The 16,333-nt window shown below is 64.5% G+C and carries 16 protein-coding genes; 11 read left to right on the top strand and 5 right to left on the bottom strand.

Translation table 11 applies throughout. The features are described from left to right. The first annotated feature begins 10 nt into the window (after positions 1 to 10). From AC1DPF_RS10885 to AC1DPF_RS10865, 5 genes are all read left to right on the top strand, one after another. Positions 11 to 982 carry a RodZ domain-containing protein gene (locus tag AC1DPF_RS10885; RefSeq protein ID WP_477867629.1) on the top strand — a complete coding sequence of 324 codons (972 nt, stop codon included), beginning with the start codon at positions 11 to 13 and terminating at the stop codon, positions 980 to 982. A 65-nt stretch (positions 983 to 1,047) separates the two neighbouring features. Next, entirely contained in the window at positions 1,048 to 1,959 is a 912-nt protein-coding gene (locus AC1DPF_RS10880) for a tetratricopeptide repeat protein (RefSeq protein ID WP_477867627.1), read from the top strand. Then, entirely contained in the window at positions 1,943 to 2,944 is a 1,002-nt protein-coding gene (gene tilS / locus AC1DPF_RS10875; protein WP_477961215.1) for a tRNA lysidine(34) synthetase TilS, read from the top strand. Before AC1DPF_RS10880 ends, tilS begins: the two co-directional genes overlap by 17 nt. Positions 2,945 to 3,024: 80 nt before the next feature. After that, positions 3,025 to 4,977 carry an ATP-dependent zinc metalloprotease FtsH gene (gene ftsH / locus AC1DPF_RS10870; protein ID WP_477867623.1) on the top strand — a complete coding sequence of 651 codons (1,953 nt, stop codon included), beginning with the start codon at positions 3,025 to 3,027 and terminating at the stop codon, positions 4,975 to 4,977. Between the two features lie 124 nt (positions 4,978 to 5,101). Further along, the gene (locus tag AC1DPF_RS10865) at positions 5,102 to 5,530 is read left to right on the top strand and encodes a DUF3597 domain-containing protein (protein WP_477867621.1); all 429 of its coding nucleotides are present in this window, start codon (positions 5,102 to 5,104) and stop codon (positions 5,528 to 5,530) included. Positions 5,531 to 5,678: 148 nt separating this feature from the next. On the opposite strand, the gene AC1DPF_RS10860 is transcribed toward AC1DPF_RS10865, so the two are convergent. After that, entirely contained in the window at positions 5,679 to 7,004 is a 1,326-nt protein-coding gene (locus AC1DPF_RS10860; protein WP_477867619.1) for a methyl-accepting chemotaxis protein, read from the bottom strand. 175 nt (positions 7,005 to 7,179) lie between these two features. On the opposite strand from AC1DPF_RS10860, the gene sdhC reads away from it, so the two are divergent. The 4 genes from sdhC (at position 7,180) to AC1DPF_RS10840 (ending at position 10,384) form a co-directional block, all read left to right on the top strand. Further along, positions 7,180 to 7,587, top strand: a complete 408-nt coding sequence (gene sdhC / locus AC1DPF_RS10855; protein WP_477867617.1) for a succinate dehydrogenase, cytochrome b556 subunit — start codon at positions 7,180 to 7,182, stop codon at positions 7,585 to 7,587. Next, positions 7,587 to 7,976, top strand: a complete 390-nt coding sequence (gene sdhD / locus AC1DPF_RS10850) for a succinate dehydrogenase, hydrophobic membrane anchor protein (RefSeq protein ID WP_477867615.1) — start codon at positions 7,587 to 7,589, stop codon at positions 7,974 to 7,976. The genes sdhC and sdhD overlap by 1 nt, the downstream gene beginning before the upstream one ends. Then, positions 7,976 to 9,778 carry a succinate dehydrogenase flavoprotein subunit gene (gene sdhA, locus AC1DPF_RS10845; protein WP_477867613.1) on the top strand — a complete coding sequence of 601 codons (1,803 nt, stop codon included), beginning with the start codon at positions 7,976 to 7,978 and terminating at the stop codon, positions 9,776 to 9,778. The genes sdhD and sdhA overlap by 1 nt, the downstream gene beginning before the upstream one ends. A 246-nt stretch (positions 9,779 to 10,024) precedes the next feature. After that, the gene (locus tag AC1DPF_RS10840; RefSeq protein WP_477961213.1) at positions 10,025 to 10,384 is read left to right on the top strand and encodes a response regulator; all 360 of its coding nucleotides are present in this window, start codon (positions 10,025 to 10,027) and stop codon (positions 10,382 to 10,384) included. Here AC1DPF_RS10840 and AC1DPF_RS10835 read toward each other — a convergent pair. Further along, positions 10,338 to 11,519 carry a glycosyl transferase gene (locus AC1DPF_RS10835; RefSeq protein ID WP_477867609.1) on the bottom strand — a complete coding sequence of 394 codons (1,182 nt, stop codon included), beginning with the start codon at positions 11,517 to 11,519 and terminating at the stop codon, positions 10,338 to 10,340. The genes AC1DPF_RS10840 and AC1DPF_RS10835 overlap by 47 nt on opposite strands. Before the next feature lie 84 nt (positions 11,520 to 11,603). Between AC1DPF_RS10835 and AC1DPF_RS10830 the strand changes: the two genes are divergently transcribed. Beyond that, positions 11,604 to 12,341, top strand: a complete 738-nt coding sequence (locus tag AC1DPF_RS10830; RefSeq protein WP_477867607.1) for a phosphocholine cytidylyltransferase family protein — start codon at positions 11,604 to 11,606, stop codon at positions 12,339 to 12,341. A gap of 17 nt (positions 12,342 to 12,358) precedes the next feature. On the opposite strand, the gene AC1DPF_RS10825 is transcribed toward AC1DPF_RS10830, so the two are convergent. After that, the gene (locus AC1DPF_RS10825) at positions 12,359 to 12,793 is read right to left on the bottom strand and encodes an HIT domain-containing protein (protein ID WP_477867605.1); all 435 of its coding nucleotides are present in this window, start codon (positions 12,791 to 12,793) and stop codon (positions 12,359 to 12,361) included. 11 nt (positions 12,794 to 12,804) lie between these two features. Beyond that, positions 12,805 to 13,947 (bottom strand): CDP-alcohol phosphatidyltransferase family protein, encoded by a 1,143-nt coding sequence (locus AC1DPF_RS10820; protein WP_477867603.1) that lies wholly within the window; start codon positions 13,945 to 13,947, stop codon positions 12,805 to 12,807. 28 nt (positions 13,948 to 13,975) lie between these two features. Between AC1DPF_RS10820 and AC1DPF_RS10815 the strand changes: the two genes are divergently transcribed. Next, complete coding sequence (locus AC1DPF_RS10815; protein ID WP_477867601.1) at positions 13,976 to 14,770, top strand: NTP transferase domain-containing protein; 795 nt, start codon at positions 13,976 to 13,978, stop codon at positions 14,768 to 14,770. Positions 14,771 to 14,772: 2 nt separating this feature from the next. On the opposite strand, the gene AC1DPF_RS10810 is transcribed toward AC1DPF_RS10815, so the two are convergent. Next, on the bottom strand, positions 14,773 to 16,299 hold the full coding sequence (locus AC1DPF_RS10810) for a lipopolysaccharide biosynthesis protein (protein WP_477961211.1): 1,527 nt from the start codon (positions 16,297 to 16,299) through the stop codon (positions 14,773 to 14,775). Between the last annotated feature and the right edge of the window lie 34 nt (positions 16,300 to 16,333).

The raw sequence follows: 16,333 nt of genomic DNA, 5'->3' as shown, positions 1-16,333 counted from the left end.
GGAGAGCTCGATGGGCGAAAGCGCGGACGAACGGGGCTTGTTCCCACAGAATGTGGGTGAGCAACTCGCTGCCGAGCGGTTGCGCCAGAAGCTCGAACTGAGCGAGGTTGCCGCACGCACCCGCATTCCGTTGCGTCATCTCCTAGCGATCGAGAGCGGCGATCACGGTGGGCTCCCTGCCATTCCCTATTCGGCCGGCTTCGTCAAAAGCTATGCAACGATGCTGGGGCTTGATGGCCAGGCGCTTTCGCGGGCGTTTCGCGACGAGATCGGCGACGCGCGCCGCGCCTATTTCGAGCCGGAGGCTTATGAGCCGGTCGATCCCTCCCGGGTGCCGTCGCGACTGCTTGCCATGATCGCGCTAGGCGTCGCCTTGCTTCTCGGCATGGGCTATCTCCTGCTTCGCTTCGAGGGCGACAATAGCGACTTGGCCAAGCTTGCTGCCGATACCGTGCCGGACGCACGTCCGGTCGTGCCACGACCCGTCGCGCCGCCGCCGACCAGCCTTCCGGTCCAACCTGCGGCGCCTAGCGGTCCCATCAGCATCGCCGCTGCCGAGGATGTCTGGCTGAAGATATCCGAACGTGACGGCAGCAAGATCTATTATATGGACGTGCTGAAGGCCGGGCAGAGCGTCGCAATTCCGGACACCGCCGTCGATGCGATCCTGCGTACCGGCCGGCCCCAGTCGGTGAAGGTGCTGATAGGCGAAACGGCACTGCCGCCGGTCGGCGCGCCGGACCGGATCGTGCGCGACTATAGCCTGAAGCGCGACGCGCTGGTGGCGATCGCCACCACGCCGCCAGCCGGTCCCCAGGATGGTGTCGTCTCCGCAAGCAATGCAGCGGCCGAAGTCCCCGCTGCCGCGACCGTCGGCGCGCCGGCGCGCCGCCTTGTGCGGCCTGTGCCGCCGGGCGATGATCCGACGGGTAGCCGTCCGGACCCGGCTCGGCCTATAAGCGACTCCAATCAGCTTCCTTAGCCTTGATCCGGGCTGTACTCGCGCTGCATCATGCTATCGAACCGATCCCACGGAGATCCACCATCATGAAGAAGGCGATCGTCGCCCTCCTGCTTCTGTCCGGCACGTCTTTCCCGTTGCTGGCCGCCGAACCGCAGCTGCCGATCGAGGGCCGTGTCGGCAAGCTCGAGAAGGAAATGAAGGCCGTGCAGCGCAAGGTCTTTCCCGGCGGCGCGCAGCAATATTTCGAACCGGAGATAAAGGCGGAGACACCGGCGCCTGCGCCGGCCGGCGCGCCTGCGGAGACGCCAGTTGCCGATCTCTCGCGCCGCGTCGATGCCCTCGAAAGGGCGCTTGCCGGCTTGACCGGCCAGGTCGAGCAGAACAGCTATAATCTGCGCAAGCTCGAGGATCAGTTCGCCAGGATGAAGGGCGATGCGGAGTTCCGCCTCAACGCGCTCGAAGGCAAGGGTGGCGCCCCGGTCGCCGGCGGCGCGGCGAGCGCAACCCTGCCATATGTCGTGCCGCCCGCAACCAAGGCGCCGGCCGGCGGTACGAGCGCCGCTGCGCCCGCACCCGCGGCGGCAGCGGCTGCCCCGAGCGGCGATCCGGGCAAGGACGCTTACATGGCCGGCTATGCGCTGTGGGAGCAGAAGAAATATCCCGAGGCCGTCGCCGCGCTGAAGGCGATGGTCGCCAAATATCCGAAGCACAAATATGCCAGCTATGCCCGCAATCTCGCCGGTCGCGCCTATCTCGACAATGGCCAGTATAATGAGGCGATCCGGGAGTTTTTCGACAACACGAAGGATGAGGCCGGCGAGCGTGCTCCGCACAGCTACGTCTATATGGCACAGGCTCTGATGAAGCGGAAACCGCCTCTGCCCGACAAGGCCTGTCAGGCCTATGAGGTGCTCATGGCCAAATATCCCGACAAGGTGACCGGCGGACTTGCCGACCTCGTCGCCAAGGGAAAGGCCGATGCCAAGTGCCAATAAGGATGGGGTAGCAGGATCGGTTTCTGGTTCGTTGCCGTGCGAAGGGTCGGCCACTCCGTCCCTGGTCGAACGCTTCCGGAACGATCTCGCGCGCCTGCTGCAATCGGATGACATCAGGCTGGGGCTCGCTGTTTCCGGGGGGCCGGACAGCATGGCGCTCCTGTACCTCGCCGCCGCTGCTTTTCCGGGCCGCATCCAGGCCGCAACGGTCGACCACGGCCTGCGGCCCGAGGCCGCTGCCGAGGCGCATCTCGTCGCTCGTGCCTGCGTCGCGCTGGGCGTCGCGCATCATATGCTCAGCGTGACTGTTGGGGGGGAGGCCAGCGTTCAGGCTGCGGCGCGCCGCGCCCGATATGAGGCGCTTGCCGGCTGGGCCCGCGATCATGATCTGGGCGCGCTCCTCACCGCCCACCATGCCGATGATCAGGCCGAGACGCTGCTGATGCGCCTCGCCCGCGGCGCCGGATTGTCCGGGCTCTCCGGCATCCGCCAACGCCGCGATCTTGGCGGCGTCCTGCTCGTTCGCCCGCTCCTCGGCTGGCGACGCGCTGATCTGGCCGCCATTGTCGCAGATATTGAGACTGTGACCGACCCGAGCAACGCCGACCCGCATTATGATCGCACCCAGGTCCGCATCCTGCTGGCGACCGCGGGCGATCAGCTCGATCCGCTGCGGCTGGCCGCAGCTGCGGCACATCTTGCCGACGCCGATGCGGCGCTCGATTGGCTTGCGGGAGAGGGGATCCGTTCGCGGGTCGATCGGCTTGAAGAGGGGCGGGTGGCCGTCGATTTGGAGGGCTTGCCGCGCGAGGCGCGGCGTCGGATATTGTCGCGGCTGATCGGCGATGCCGATTCGCCGGTGGATGGCCCCACCTTGGAGACCGCGATGGTGCGGCTCGACGCGGGGCTGAATGCGAGCGTTGGCCGACTGACCTTGTCGCCCGGGCGTCGCATCCTGATCGAAAAAGCGCGCCCGCGACGCTGAAAGCGCGGGCTTTGGCGGTCTGTTCCATTGTTATTAATTCGACGGTGCCTATCTTGGCCCGTGAAAGGCGGAACAGACGCATGAGTGACGATAAAGAGCCGAAGCAGCCCAATCCCTGGATGAAGAGCCTCGCTATTTGGATGGGCATCCTCTTGGCCCTGGTCGTCTTCGTATCGATGTTCGAGAGTTCGTCGCGCGGTGCCGCCGGCGACCAGATCGCCTATTCCGAGTTTCTCGCGCGTGTCGATGAAGGCACGGTGCGCGAAGCCGATATCGGCGAAGGCGTCATCAACGGCAAATATACCAACGGCAGCGCCTTCTCCACGAATGCGCCCAATGATCCGATGCTGATCCAGCGGCTGGCGAGCAAGAATGTCACCTTCCGTGCGAAGCCGGCTGAGCAGACCAGCTTCTGGATGATCATGCTATATCAGTCGCTGCCGTTCCTGCTGATCCTGGGCATCGCCTTCTTCGTGATGCGCCAGATGCAGAAGAACGCCGGCTCCGGAGCGATGGGCTTCGGCAAGTCGCGCGCGCGCATGCTCACCGAGAAGCACGGCAAGGTTACGTTCGACGATGTCGCCGGGATCGACGAGGCTCGCGAGGAACTGCAGGAGATCGTCGATTTCCTGAAGGATCCTACCAAATTTGCTCGTCTTGGTGGCAAAATTCCGAAGGGGGCATTGCTGGTCGGCTCGCCTGGCACCGGCAAAACGCTGCTCGCCCGTGCCATCGCCGGTGAGGCGAACGTGCCTTTCTTCACCATTTCGGGTTCGGACTTCGTCGAGATGTTCGTCGGCGTCGGCGCCAGCCGTGTCCGCGACATGTTCGAGCAAGCGAAGAAGAACGCGCCCTGCATCGTCTTCATCGACGAAATCGACGCGGTCGGACGCCATCGCGGCGCGGGCCTGGGCAATGGCAATGACGAGCGCGAGCAGACGCTGAACCAGCTGCTGGTCGAGATGGACGGCTTCGAGGCCAATGAGGGCATCATCATCGTCGCGGCGACCAACCGCCCCGACGTGCTCGATCCTGCGTTGCTGCGTCCGGGCCGCTTCGACCGTCAGGTGGTCGTCCCACGTCCGGATATCGAGGGTCGCGAGAAGATTCTGGCCGTCCATATGAAAAAGGTGCCGCTGGCGCCCGACGTCAACGCCCGCACCATCGCGCGCGGCACGCCGGGCTTTTCGGGTGCCGATTTAGCCAATCTCGTAAACGAGGCCGCACTGCTTGCCGCGCGCAAGGGCAAGCGCCTCGTGGCGATGAAGGAGTTCGAGGAAGCCAAGGACAAGGTCATGATGGGCGCCGAGAGGAAGTCCATGGTCATGACCGAGGACGAGAAGAAGGCGACCGCCTATCATGAGGCGGGCCACGCCCTCGTCTCGCTCCATGTTCCCGGCTGCGATCCGCTCCACAAGGTCACGATCATCCCGCGGGGACGCGCGCTGGGCGTGACGTGGAACCTGCCCGAGCGCGATCGCTATTCGATGACGATGAAGCAGATGAAGGCGCGGCTTGCGCTCTGCTTCGGCGGCCGCATCGCCGAGCAGATCATCTACGGCAATGACGAACTCAACACCGGTGCCTCCAACGACATCCAGCAGGCCACCGACATGGCCCGCTCGATGGTGATGGAATATGGCATGTCTGAAAAACTCGGCTGGCTGCGCTACCGCGACAACCAGGACGAGGTGTTCCTCGGCCATTCGGTGTCACGCAATCAGAGTGTGTCGGAGGCCACCGCCCAGATGATCGACCAGGAGGTCCGCCGCCTGATCGAGGAAGCCGAGCACACCGCCCGCAAGGTCCTGACCGACAATCTCGATCAGCTCCACCGGCTGGGTTCGGCGCTGCTCGAATATGAGACGCTATCGGGCGAGGAAGCCAAGCGCGTCATCAAGGGCGAGGATATCGGCCGTGATGACGGCAACTCCCGTAATCCTGCCGCGCTCGGCACCGGTGGATCTTCGATCCCCAAGAGCAAGCGGCCGGGCAGCGGCTCGAGCGGCTGGGCCGATCCCCAGCCTGCCTGATCTGCCTAGCATCCCGAATTGACCGAACATGCCGCGCTATCTCCACGAGATGGCGCGGCTTCCGTCTTCATGGGGATACGCGCCTGGGCTCACACGTTCTGCCGATTTGCGTCAGGAGAGCGACATGAGCATATTCGGCAACATAATCGGCAAGATATTCGGCCACCACGAAGCCCAGGCCAAGACTCCCGCGCAAGCGGCACCTGCAGCTCCACGGCCTGCCGCAACGCCGCGTCCTGCGGTAGCGCCTCCCGCGGCAGCGACGCCGGCGGCTGGGGCACCTGCGCCCGCGCAGCCGGTCGATGTCGAGGCGGTGCTGACCCAGATCGCGGCGGCGAAGGACCGCCAGAGCAACTGGCGGCAATCGATCGTCGACCTGCTCCAACTGCTCGATCTCGATTCAAGCCTGGGGGCTCGCAGGGAGCTTGCCGCCGAGCTCGACGTCCATGCCGGTGCCGATGGCACGGCCGCGCAGAACATCGCGCTGCACAAGGCCGTCATGAGAAAACTCGCCGAAAATGGCGGCAAGGTGCCGGCATCGCTCCGCGATTAGGGCATGACCGTTTGAGGTGGAAGCGCGTGGCGCTTCCGCCGAAAGCGTGAATCATGCTCTGTCAATGGTTTAGACCTTTCGGATCAGGCTGATTCAGGCTGATCCGAAAGGTCTAGGAGTGGCGCGAATGTGGGCTGCGCGGTCGCGATTAGGCGGCGATGCGGTTCACGAACTCGCCGGTGATCGTCTCCAGCTTGGAAAGCTCGCCGTCCACCCGGCGGAAGCTTGCCTCGAGATGGTCGATCTCACCGGCGACATTCTCTGTGTCGACGCGGATGGCGGAGATCGTGGTCGACATCGTGTCGGCCGCCAAAGCTGTCTCGTCGACGGCGGCGGTGATCATGGTAACCGTCTGCGCCTGGGTTTCCATGGTCAGCCGGATGCGTTCGGCCGAGGTCTGGACTTCGCCGACAATGTCGCGGATCGCTCCGTTGGCCTCCACGGTCTGGCGGGTCGCGGCCTGGATCGCGGCGATCTTGGCCGCAATGTCGTCGGTGGCGCGGGCGGTCTGGCTCGCGAGGCTCTTCACCTCTTGTGCGACGACAGCGAAGCCGCGGCCGGCGTCGCCGGCCCGGGCTGCCTCAATGGTCGCGTTGAGCGCGAGGAGGTTGGTCTGGCCGGCGATGTCGCGGATCAGGCCGAGGATCGATTCGATCGCCTGAGCATGTTCCGACAGGACTTCGGAGATCGCGACGGCGTGGATCGAGCGGTCCGCGGCGCGCGTAGCTATCTGAGCGGCAACTTCGACTTCGGAACGGCTTTCCTCGATCGCTCGGATCAGCCCGGCCGCGGTGTGCGCGGCTTCGCGCATCGCGAGGGCGGACTGCTCGGCGGCAGCGGCCACTTCGGATGTCTTGCCGAGCATGCCGCGGGCGGCATGCGACGTATGGCCCGTCCGTTCGCGCAGCCCCCGCGAATCGCCCAGAGCTCGGGTCAGAGTCTCGGAGATGTTGGTGCGAAACTCGCGTCCCTGGTCGACGAGGCCCTTGTGTCGCGCCGCACGATTATGCGCCCCCGCGACGGTGAAGGTGAGATCGTAGAAGATCGAATTGATCGTCAGCAGCGCCTGGCAGCTGTCCGATACGAAACCGGGCTCGCCGACGAACCGCTCGATGATGGAACTGCACAGGGCCGAGACCGCCTCTGTCCTCAGCTGCGCGATCGCCACATGGTCGCTCCCCTCGGTAACCTGTCGGGATGCGCTTTCGATCGACGCGCGCAGATGGGATAGCGAAAGCCCCTCGGTCAGCACCGATTGCCAGATGGCGACAAGCGTGGCGACAGAACTGTGCTGTCCCGTCAACGCGAGCTTCGCTTCATAGACCGGGCGGAGGATGTCCATGACGCCGCCGATTTTCGCGCCGATCGCCTTGAGGCGCGCGTCGAGCGTGTCATTGGGATCGTAGATCGCCAACCTGCGGGCGATTTCCTGATCGGTAAGGCCGATCGCCTCCACCTCATGAGCGTTCATCATGGCTTCTGCGCAGTCCTTGTGTTTCGGCGAACCAGCGCAGTTTTAGACGGCAATGGTAAACACCCCGTTTAGGCTGCTCGTAAATCAGGGGGCTTATTGCGATCGAAGGCTGCCAAGCGCCTTGCATGGCGTGGCGCATAGGCTAAGAACGGGCCGTCGACAGAGGGAGGGCATCATGTCGCGCAATCCAGGGCGTCCGCTATCGCCACACCTCACCATTTGGAAGTGGGGCCCGCACATGCTGGTCTCGATTCTTCACCGCGCCACCGGTGCCGGGATGGCCATAGTGGCCGGACTCGGCTTCATCTGGTGGCTGGTTTCCGCTGCGAGCGGGCCAGAGGCCTACGCCACTTTCCTGTGGGCGGCGACATCCCCGCTCGGATATCTGGTCGCGATCGGGCTGACCTGGGCGTTCTTCCAGCACATGTTCTCGGGGCTGCGCCACTTCGTGATGGATGTCGGCGCGGGCTATGAACTGAAAACGAACAAGATGGCCGCGATTGCGACCATGGCGGGATCCATTCTCGTCACGCTGCTGATTTGGGGCGTGATCCTGGCTCGCCCAGCTACGGGAGCGCTATAATGGGTTCGGGAACGGGTATCGGCCGCGTCCGCGGCCTCGGCTCGGCCAAACATGGTTCGATGCACTGGTGGCGGCAGCGGGTGACGGCAGTCAGTAACCTGCTGCTCGTCACCTGGTTTGTCTTCTCGCTGTTCCGGCTGCCGTCCTATGAGCATGCCGCGATGGTGCAGTGGATCGGTGCGCCGATCGTCGCGGTGCCGCTGATCCTGATGACCATATCCGTCTTCTATCATCTGCGGCTCGGCTTGCAGGTGATCATGGAGGACTATGTGCATGAAGAGGGGGGCAAGATCTTCTTCGTGCTGTTGCTCAATTTCTATGCGATCGCAGGCGCTGCGCTGTCGATTTTCTCGATCCTCAAGATCGCATTCGGGGGAGTGCCCGCCTGATGCCTAATTCTCCAGCCGGCTCGGCTTACAAAATCATTGACCACCTCTATGATGCGGTGGTCGTCGGCGCAGGCGGATCGGGCCTGCGCGCCACCATGGGCGCTGCCGGTGCCGGTCTCAAGACCGCCTGCATCACGAAGGTGTTCCCGACGCGCAGCCACACCGTCGCGGCGCAGGGTGGCATCGCCGCCTCGCTCGGCAACATGGGTCCGGATCACTGGACCTGGCATATGTACGACACCGTCAAGGGGTCTGACTGGCTGGGCGACCAGGACGCGATCGAATATATGGTGCGCGAAGCGCCCGCCGCGGTGATCGAGCTTGAACATGCCGGCGTGCCGTTCAGTCGGACCAACGAAGGCAAGATCTATCAGCGCCCGTTCGGTGGCCATATGCAGAATATGGGCGCGGGGCCGCCAGTGCAGCGGACCTGCGCTGCCGCCGACCGCACCGGCCACGCCATGCTGCATGCGCTCTACCAGCAGAGCCTGAAGTATGACGCCGACTTCTACATTGAATATTTCGCGCTCGACCTCATCATGGAGGGCGGCGAGTGCAAGGGCGTGATTGCGCTGTGCATGGAAGATGGATCGATTCATCGCTTCCGCAGCCATGCCGTGGTGCTCGCCACCGGCGGTTCGGGCCGCACCTATTTCTCGGCAACGTCGGCGCACACCTGCACCGGCGACGGCGGCGGCATGGTGCTGCGCGCGGGCCTGCCGCTGCAGGATATGGAATTCGTCCAGTTCCATCCGACCGGTATCTACGGTGCGGGCGTGCTCATCACCGAGGGCGCGCGAGGCGAGGGCGGCTATCTAACCAACTCGCAGGGTGAGCGCTTCATGGAGCGCTATGCGCCGTCCGCCAAGGATCTCGCCAGCCGCGACGTGGTGTCGCGTTCGATGGCGATGGAGATGCGCGAAGGCCGCGGCGTCGGCAAGAACGGCGATCATATCTACCTGCACCTCGATCATATCGATCCCAAGGTGCTGGCGGAGCGGCTTCCGGGTATCACCGAGACCGGCAAGATCTTCGCCAATGTCGATCTGACTCGCCAGCCGCTGCCGGTGACGCCGACCGTCCACTACAATATGGGCGGCGTGCCGTGTAACTATCATGGCGAGGTCGTGACCCTGAAGGACGGCAATCCCGACACGGTCGTCCCCGGCCTGTTCGCAGTCGGCGAGGCGGCGTGCGTCTCGGTTCATGGCGCAAACCGCCTGGGTTCCAACTCGCTGATCGATCTTGTCGTTTTCGGCCGTGCCACCGGTTTCCGCCTGGCCGAGCTGATCAAGCCCAACAGCAAGCACGGCGCTGTGGTTGCCGAGGCCGATGACAAGGCGCTTGGCCGGCTCGATCATTATCGCAACGCGAAGGGTGGGACGCCCACGGCGAAGATCCGCCTCAACATGCAGCATACCATGCAGAAGCACTGCGCCGTGTTCCGCGACACCGAACTGCTGCGCGAGGGCTTGGGCCTGATCGACAATGTCTATGCCGAGCTGCAGGACGTTGGCGTCACCGATCGGTCGCTGATCTGGAACACCGACCTGATCGAGACACTTGAACTCGACAATATGCTGCCGCAGGCGGTGGTGACGATGCACTCGGCCGCCAACCGCAAGGAAAGCCGCGGCGCGCATATGCACGAGGATTATCCGAACCGCGACGATGCGGAATGGATGAAGCATACGATCACCTGGTTCGACAAGGGCGCGGTCACGATCGATTATCGCCCGGTGCATGAATATACGCTCACCGACGAGGCCGAATATGTGAAGCCCAAGCCGCGCGTATACTGATCGCGCCGCTTTCCGGGACAAGGAAAGAGGGCTTCAGCCCTCTTTTTTTGTGCCTCCCAAAATCGCCGGCTGGATAGGCCGCGGGGTGGCCGCGCTGCTTCGAAACGACCCGTGAATTTGCGGGCTACGGCTCTGGAGCGGATCAGTCTAATATCATCATTGTTTCCGGCCGTTTCGTCGCTTCGGGCGGAACGTCAAAGGTAGCGGGCGGTTTTGCTATCGGCGTAGGGCACAAGGGGACTTTCGGTGGGGCAGAGCATGGGCCGAGCGTTGATCGTCGAAGACGATCCGATGCTGCAACGGCTGCTCGCCGAACTGATCGAGGAAATGGGCTATTCGGTCACTTCCGCCGAGGATGCCGAGAACGCGCGAAGGGCTATCCAAGATCGTGAGTTCCAGTTCCTGCTGACGGACCTGAAATTGCAGGATGATCGGGTCGCAGGGCTTGCCCTTGCCAACGAGATCAGGACCGAAAATGCTTATATGCGGATCGTTATCGTGTCGGGTTATCCGATGCCGGACGATCTCCCGCCAGAAACACTGTTCCTGCAAAAGCCGTTCACGATTTCGCAGCTGCAAAATCTGATTCAGCCGTCGCCGAGCTGATTTCCGGTACGCCTGAGTCGATCTCGACCGGCACGTCGCCCGTCCCGGCCAGCCGCGCCATGATCCACTGCGCCGCGAGATGCGGTGCCTGCGCGCCGGTGTCGCCGAGCGCGTCCGCAACCGCTGCCCGCTGGATCTCCGCGAACTCGCCATGCCGCGTCGCGGCCGTGCCGATCGCCGCCATGGCGCCATCCACGGAGGCGCAGACCTCTCCGAAGCCCCACATCGCGTAATCGGGATTACCGCGCCAGTTCACGCCATGTGCGTCAAGAAACAGGCAGGGCTTGGGTGTGACGAGATACTCATAGATCTGGCTGCTGACGTCGCCGATATAGAGGTCGGCGGCCCGGGTGTAACTCATGTCGAGCGACCTCCAGGATCCGAGATCGACGATCACGCGCCCTGGCACCGCCTTGCGCTGCCAGGCTTCGGCCTCCTCCGCGCTCAGCGTCTCGCGAAGCCGTACATGGGGCGCGACGATCAGGTTGTATCGGCCTTCGGCGACAACCCGATCGACCAGCGCTTCGCCGAACCGCGTCCAGGACGACATTTTCCTGGCGAAATGGGGATTGTAAAGAATGGTGGGCCGCTCCGGCGAAAGCGGTGCCCCAAGGTCCGGCACGGGCGAGAGCCGCTCGACAGCGGCCAGCTTGATATATCCCGATGTGTGGCAATGCTCGGGCTGGACCAGTCCCTCCGCCACCATCCGGCGCCGATCCTTTTCGCCGGCGGTGATCACCTGGTCGAACAACCGCAGCCGCGGCTCGAAGCCCTTGGCGCGATCGCCAGCACCATGTGGGATATGGACGAGCAAAGGCTGCCGGCCCGGCAGGCGCTTGAGGAGGGTCGTGGTCCGTTCGGCCGTCACGATCGCGTCATATCGGCGCAGTCGGCGTTGCCAGCAGAGCAGCTTGGGCAGCTTCATGGCCTCGAAACGCCCCGAATAGTTCGCCAGGGCAGCTATCGGCCGCGGCAGCGTCATCGCCAGGATCGGGACGCCCGCTGCCCCCAAAGCCGTGAACATCCCGGCCAGTTTCGGCATCGCATCCTCGTCGAGGACGAACGCGTCCACCTGCGCGACTCCGCTGGCATGAAGGGCCGCTGCTACCGGCGCGATATGCAGCGCCTGGTGCATGCCGCCGACAAAAGCGAAGGCTATTCGCGGCCTGTCATCCAAAATCCTCGATCCCGCCATATTTGCCGATTACCCGCCCCGCCTATGAAAAAGGCCATCATACTCGCGGCGGGTCAGGGTTCCCGCCTGCTGCCTCTCACGGCGGACCAGCCGAAGTGCCTCATCGATTTCGCAGGCAAAAGCCTGATCGCCTGGCAGATCGAAGCCCTTGCCGCGAACGGGATCGAAGAGATCGCCGTCGTCACAGGATTCCGCGACTACAAGCTGGACGCCGCCCTCGCAGCAATCCCGCAGCCCCGCCCCGCAATACGCACATGTTTCAATCCCTTTTACAAGGTTGCCGATAATCTCGGCTCCTGCTGGATCGTCCGCGAGGAGATGGACCGGGATTTCATCATCCTGAACGGAGACACGCTCGTATCGCCGGAGATCGTCGGGCGGCTGATCGGGGGCGCGGCCATGCCGATCACCGTGACGATCGACGTCAAGGACAGTTACGATCTCGACGATATGAAGGTGCAACGCGACGGTGATCGCCTGCTGCAGATCGGCAAGCGGCTGGATGCGCAGGACAGCAACGCGGAATCGATCGGCATGCTGGCCTTCAAGGGCGACGGGCCGTCCATCTTCCGCAACCAGGTCGAAGCGATGATGCGGACGCCCGAGGGTGTGCTCAACTGGTACCTGAAGGCGATCCACGCCTTGGCGCCGTCGGGGGTCGTGGGCACCGTATCGATCGAGGGACTGCCCTGGGCGGAGGTCGATTTCCCGGAGGATCTGCCGATTGCGCGCGCGCTGACCGACGGCTGGGTGCGAGGCTGAGAGTTTCCGGGCGATCGTCAGGAAGGCCATACCCCCTTCAGCCATTGTGCCACGGCTTCGATCTGCGCGCTCGTCAATGCGACCGCCTGTCCGAGCGCGGGGGGGCCCGACCACCCCGCGTCGGTGACTGACAGCTCGCCCCATTCACGTTCGCCTTCGTAGCGCGGTATGACGTGGAAATGCACATGCGGGTCGACCATCATCAGCATCAGATAGTTGATCCGCTGATAGGACACCGCGGCGGCGAGTGCTGCCTCGATCTCGGCGGTGATCGTCGCCAGTTCGGCATGGGCCTCGGGCGGCAGCGCGCCGAAGGCGACAGCGTCGTACTTGGCGGCGAGCACCAGCGAACCCAGCGTGGGCTGAGCCGGGCGAAGCAGCACGACCCAGTGGCCATAGTCACGGATCAGTGTCGCGGGATAGCCGAATTTCTCGATCGTCGTGTTAGCCATGTCGATCCTTCCTACACCGCCAGCCAGGATGTTATCGCCGCGCCATGCGCCTGTCGCGCCATCGCCTGCAACAGCCGCACAGCGTGGAAAGCGCAGGAGAGCACAGTCCACCAGGCGACGGCGATCAAGCCGATGTCGGGCCGCTGGAGCAGGGTCGCGACGAACAGGATCACCATGTTCGGGTTGCGCCTCGCGGTGATCAGGCGGAAATCGCTGTCGACCTTTTCCCACACGTGGATGTGCATGCCGAAGCGGCCGATGAAGAGGCCTTCGATGATCCGCTGCACCACATAGCCCCCGACGATCGCAACCATCACGAGACCGAAGGTTTCCTCCGAGATCGCTAGGTTCCAGCTGCCGAGGCCAACCGCCCAGGCCGCCCACCAGAAGGGCGGGTGCACCAGATCCAGGCCATGATCGAAGATGTTGCCCCAGGCGCTCGAGGTGATCGTGCAGCGCGCCAGCTTGCCGTCCACAGTGTCGAGCACCATGAAGACGAGTCCCGCTGCCATCCCCGCCCAATAATGCCCGTACCAGAATGCGGCCGTAGCGAGAACGCACATGATCGCGCCGATCGTCGTCACCTGGTTCGGCGTCATGCCGATCCGCGCGGCGATGCGGGTCAGCACCAATGCCCATTCGGGCCAGAGATATTTGGTGAGCAGGTCGGTCACGCCCTTATAGGCGCCGAGATAGGTCTTGCGCTCGATCGCTCGGACGCTTGCCGGATCGAGCCGTTCGATCACCGGCTCCTCGCGCTTCCGCAGCGCCTCGTTGTAGAACAGCCGATGATCCTCGGCGCGCACTTCCGTCAATTCCTGTGGAAATTCGCTGTGGCTGCCGTCGGCGACATGATGTTGGTCATCGGGGACATGGGCGATCACCTTCTCGCCGCCGAGCGTCAGCACCTGGCCCGGGCGCTGTTCCATGAACTTCAGCCAGGCGGGTTCGAATACATGGCTGGCCGCGACGAGAAGCGCCGGTCCGTTGGTCGCCCCGAAACGCAGCTTCTGCGCGGCGGCGATCCGGCGAAGCCGTTCAGTGCTGGTCATTCCCCAGATCGGGGTCGGATTGGTGCCGATCGATCGAACAGCGAGAGAAGCGGCGGTCATGTCGTCCTTGGGGTTGTGATTTTGGGTCGCTTCCTTGCCCATCGGGCGACGGACTGGCAAGGGCGGGTCGATGAGCGACACCCTTTTCACCGCGATCGTGCTTGCCGGCCAGCGGCCGGGCAGGGATCCGCTCGCCGAGCATTTCGGACAATCCATCAAGGCGCTGGTCGACGTCGCCGGCCAACCGATGCTCGGGTGGGTGGGAGCGACGCTCGCCGCGCGGAACGACGTGAAGCGGATCGTGATCCTCGCGCAGAACAGTGCCGCACTGCTCGAACATCCGCAGACCCGGTGGCTGGACGACGAGCCGCGTGTGATGGCGCGCGACTGCGGGGATTCGATCGTCGAGGCGATCAGCGCGACATTGCGGGCGATGCCGGGCGGCTATCCCTTCCTGCTGACCACCGCGGATAATGTCCTACTGGACGACGCGATGATCGGCCAGTTCGTCGCGCGATCGCAGGGTGCCGACCTTGCGGTGGCGCTGGTCGAGCGGAACACGCTGGAGGCCGCTTATCCCGGCAATCGGCGCACCTGGCTGCCCTTTCGCGGGGGTGCCTATTCGGGCGCCAATCTGTTCTGGCTGGGCAGTCCCGCCGCGCTCGACGGGCTGGCCGCTTGGCGCCGGATCGAGCAGCAGCGCAAGAAGGCGCGGGCGGTGCTCGGCGCGTTCGGTCTGGGCCTGGCGCTGATGATCGCGGCTCGGCTACTGACGCTGCAACAGGCGATCGCGCGGGCAGGGCGGCGGCTCGGCCTTGCCGCACGCGCCGTCGTGCTGCCCTTTGCAGAGGCATGCATCGACGTCGACAAACCTTCCGATCATGCCATGGCCGAGGCGATCCTGCGGAAGCGCAACGCCGCCTGAGGTCAGAGCAGGTGGAGCTTCCATGCTGTCTTGCCGAGCGCGCCCTTGTCCGCCAGCGAGAGCCCGAAGCGGCCCGACAGCCAGATCCCGCCAAGCAGCATCACCGCGCCCAGGCCGATGCGGATCAGGTGGTGGAAGGGCATGAGCAACTCGGACAGCAGGAAAATCGTCGTTCCGACGGCGGCTGCGACACAAGCGGCACGAGCGAAAGGCGGTGCGAACGGGTGCAGCCGATCATGCGACCATAGCTGGACCATCGGCGTCAGCACCGACACCGCGATGCCGGCCGAAACCGCTATCGCCATCCCATCCATCCCGCCCTGCGGCAACAGCATCGCTCCCAGCGACAGCGACACAATGAGACCCAGCGCACTGCCGACCAGCGGATGGTGGTAGCGGCTGATGACCGACTGGATCGCTGCGGCCTGGCCAGCCACAGCCTCGATCAGCCGGGTGAAGGTGAGCAGCGCCAGCGCCAGGTAGGCGGTTTGCGCGGCCCCCCCGAACAGCGCCAGCAACGCGCGGCCGCCGCCGGCGATCGTGCAGACCACGGGCGTGGCGACGACGATGGTCAGCCGCGTCGCGAAGCCGTATATCTCGGCGACGTGGCGCATGTCGTGGCGCACTGCCTCGGACGCCAGCGGCGCCATCACATAGGAGAAGGCCTGGCGGATCAGCTGTACGCCGCTCGCGATCTTGCGCGCGATAGCAAACAGGCCCGCGGCGCTGGCGCCGGCGGCGCCGGGGATCAGCAGGTTGAGGATCAGCGGCGGGGCGTCGGAAAACAATCGGTTGACGATATTGGAGGGGAGGACGGACAGGCCCGCGTAGAGCGTCTTGCGGGTCATGCCGGGGACGGGCGCGGTCTTGAGAACGAGATCGAGACGGTAGAAGCGCGCCAGCAGCCGGGTCGAAAAAATGCAGGTCATCGCCAAGGAGCAGATGTGCGCGATCAGCAGGCCGAGCGTGCCGGCGCCAAGCGCGGCGAGCACGACCGCCGCCGCCATGCGCATGATCTGCTCCCACATCACCCGCAGGCGAATTTCGGGGCCGAACGCCTTGCGCGCGCGCAGCGCCGAGGTGGCGATCTCGACATAAGCCCAGAAGGGCAGCGCCCAGGCGAACAGGGCGATGCCGGTGGCGAGCTGGTCGCGGTCCTTCGGGGCGACATTGACGACACCGGCAATCCAGTGCGCGCCGAGACTGGTTGCCAGCGCGATCAGGATGCACGGCAAGACGCCGAACAGCATCGCCTGCCGCAGCGCCATCGCGCGTTCGGCGTCATCGCTGGCCTGCGGTACCACCCGCTGGAGCGCGCTGGTCATGCCGAGATCCGCGAAATTCTCGACCAGATTCACCGCCGACCAGAGCACCATGTACAGGCCATAGGTGGGCAGTCCGAACAGCCAGACATAGAGCGGCTGGGAGATGATCTCGATGACGCCGCCGGCCCGCGCGAGCAGTGCCGTCCCCGCGCCCTTGGCAACCTGGCGTGCGCCGGGGGGGAGTTCGGTGGGAGCAGAGGCCATCCGCGTGCTTTAGATCATCCCCCCTTCCATTCAA

It is taken from the genome of Rhizorhabdus sp. P4_G6, assembly GCF_056401045.1.
The sequence above is the reverse complement of the archived record's forward strand: the minus strand, read 5'-3'. Positions and strand labels throughout refer to the sequence as shown.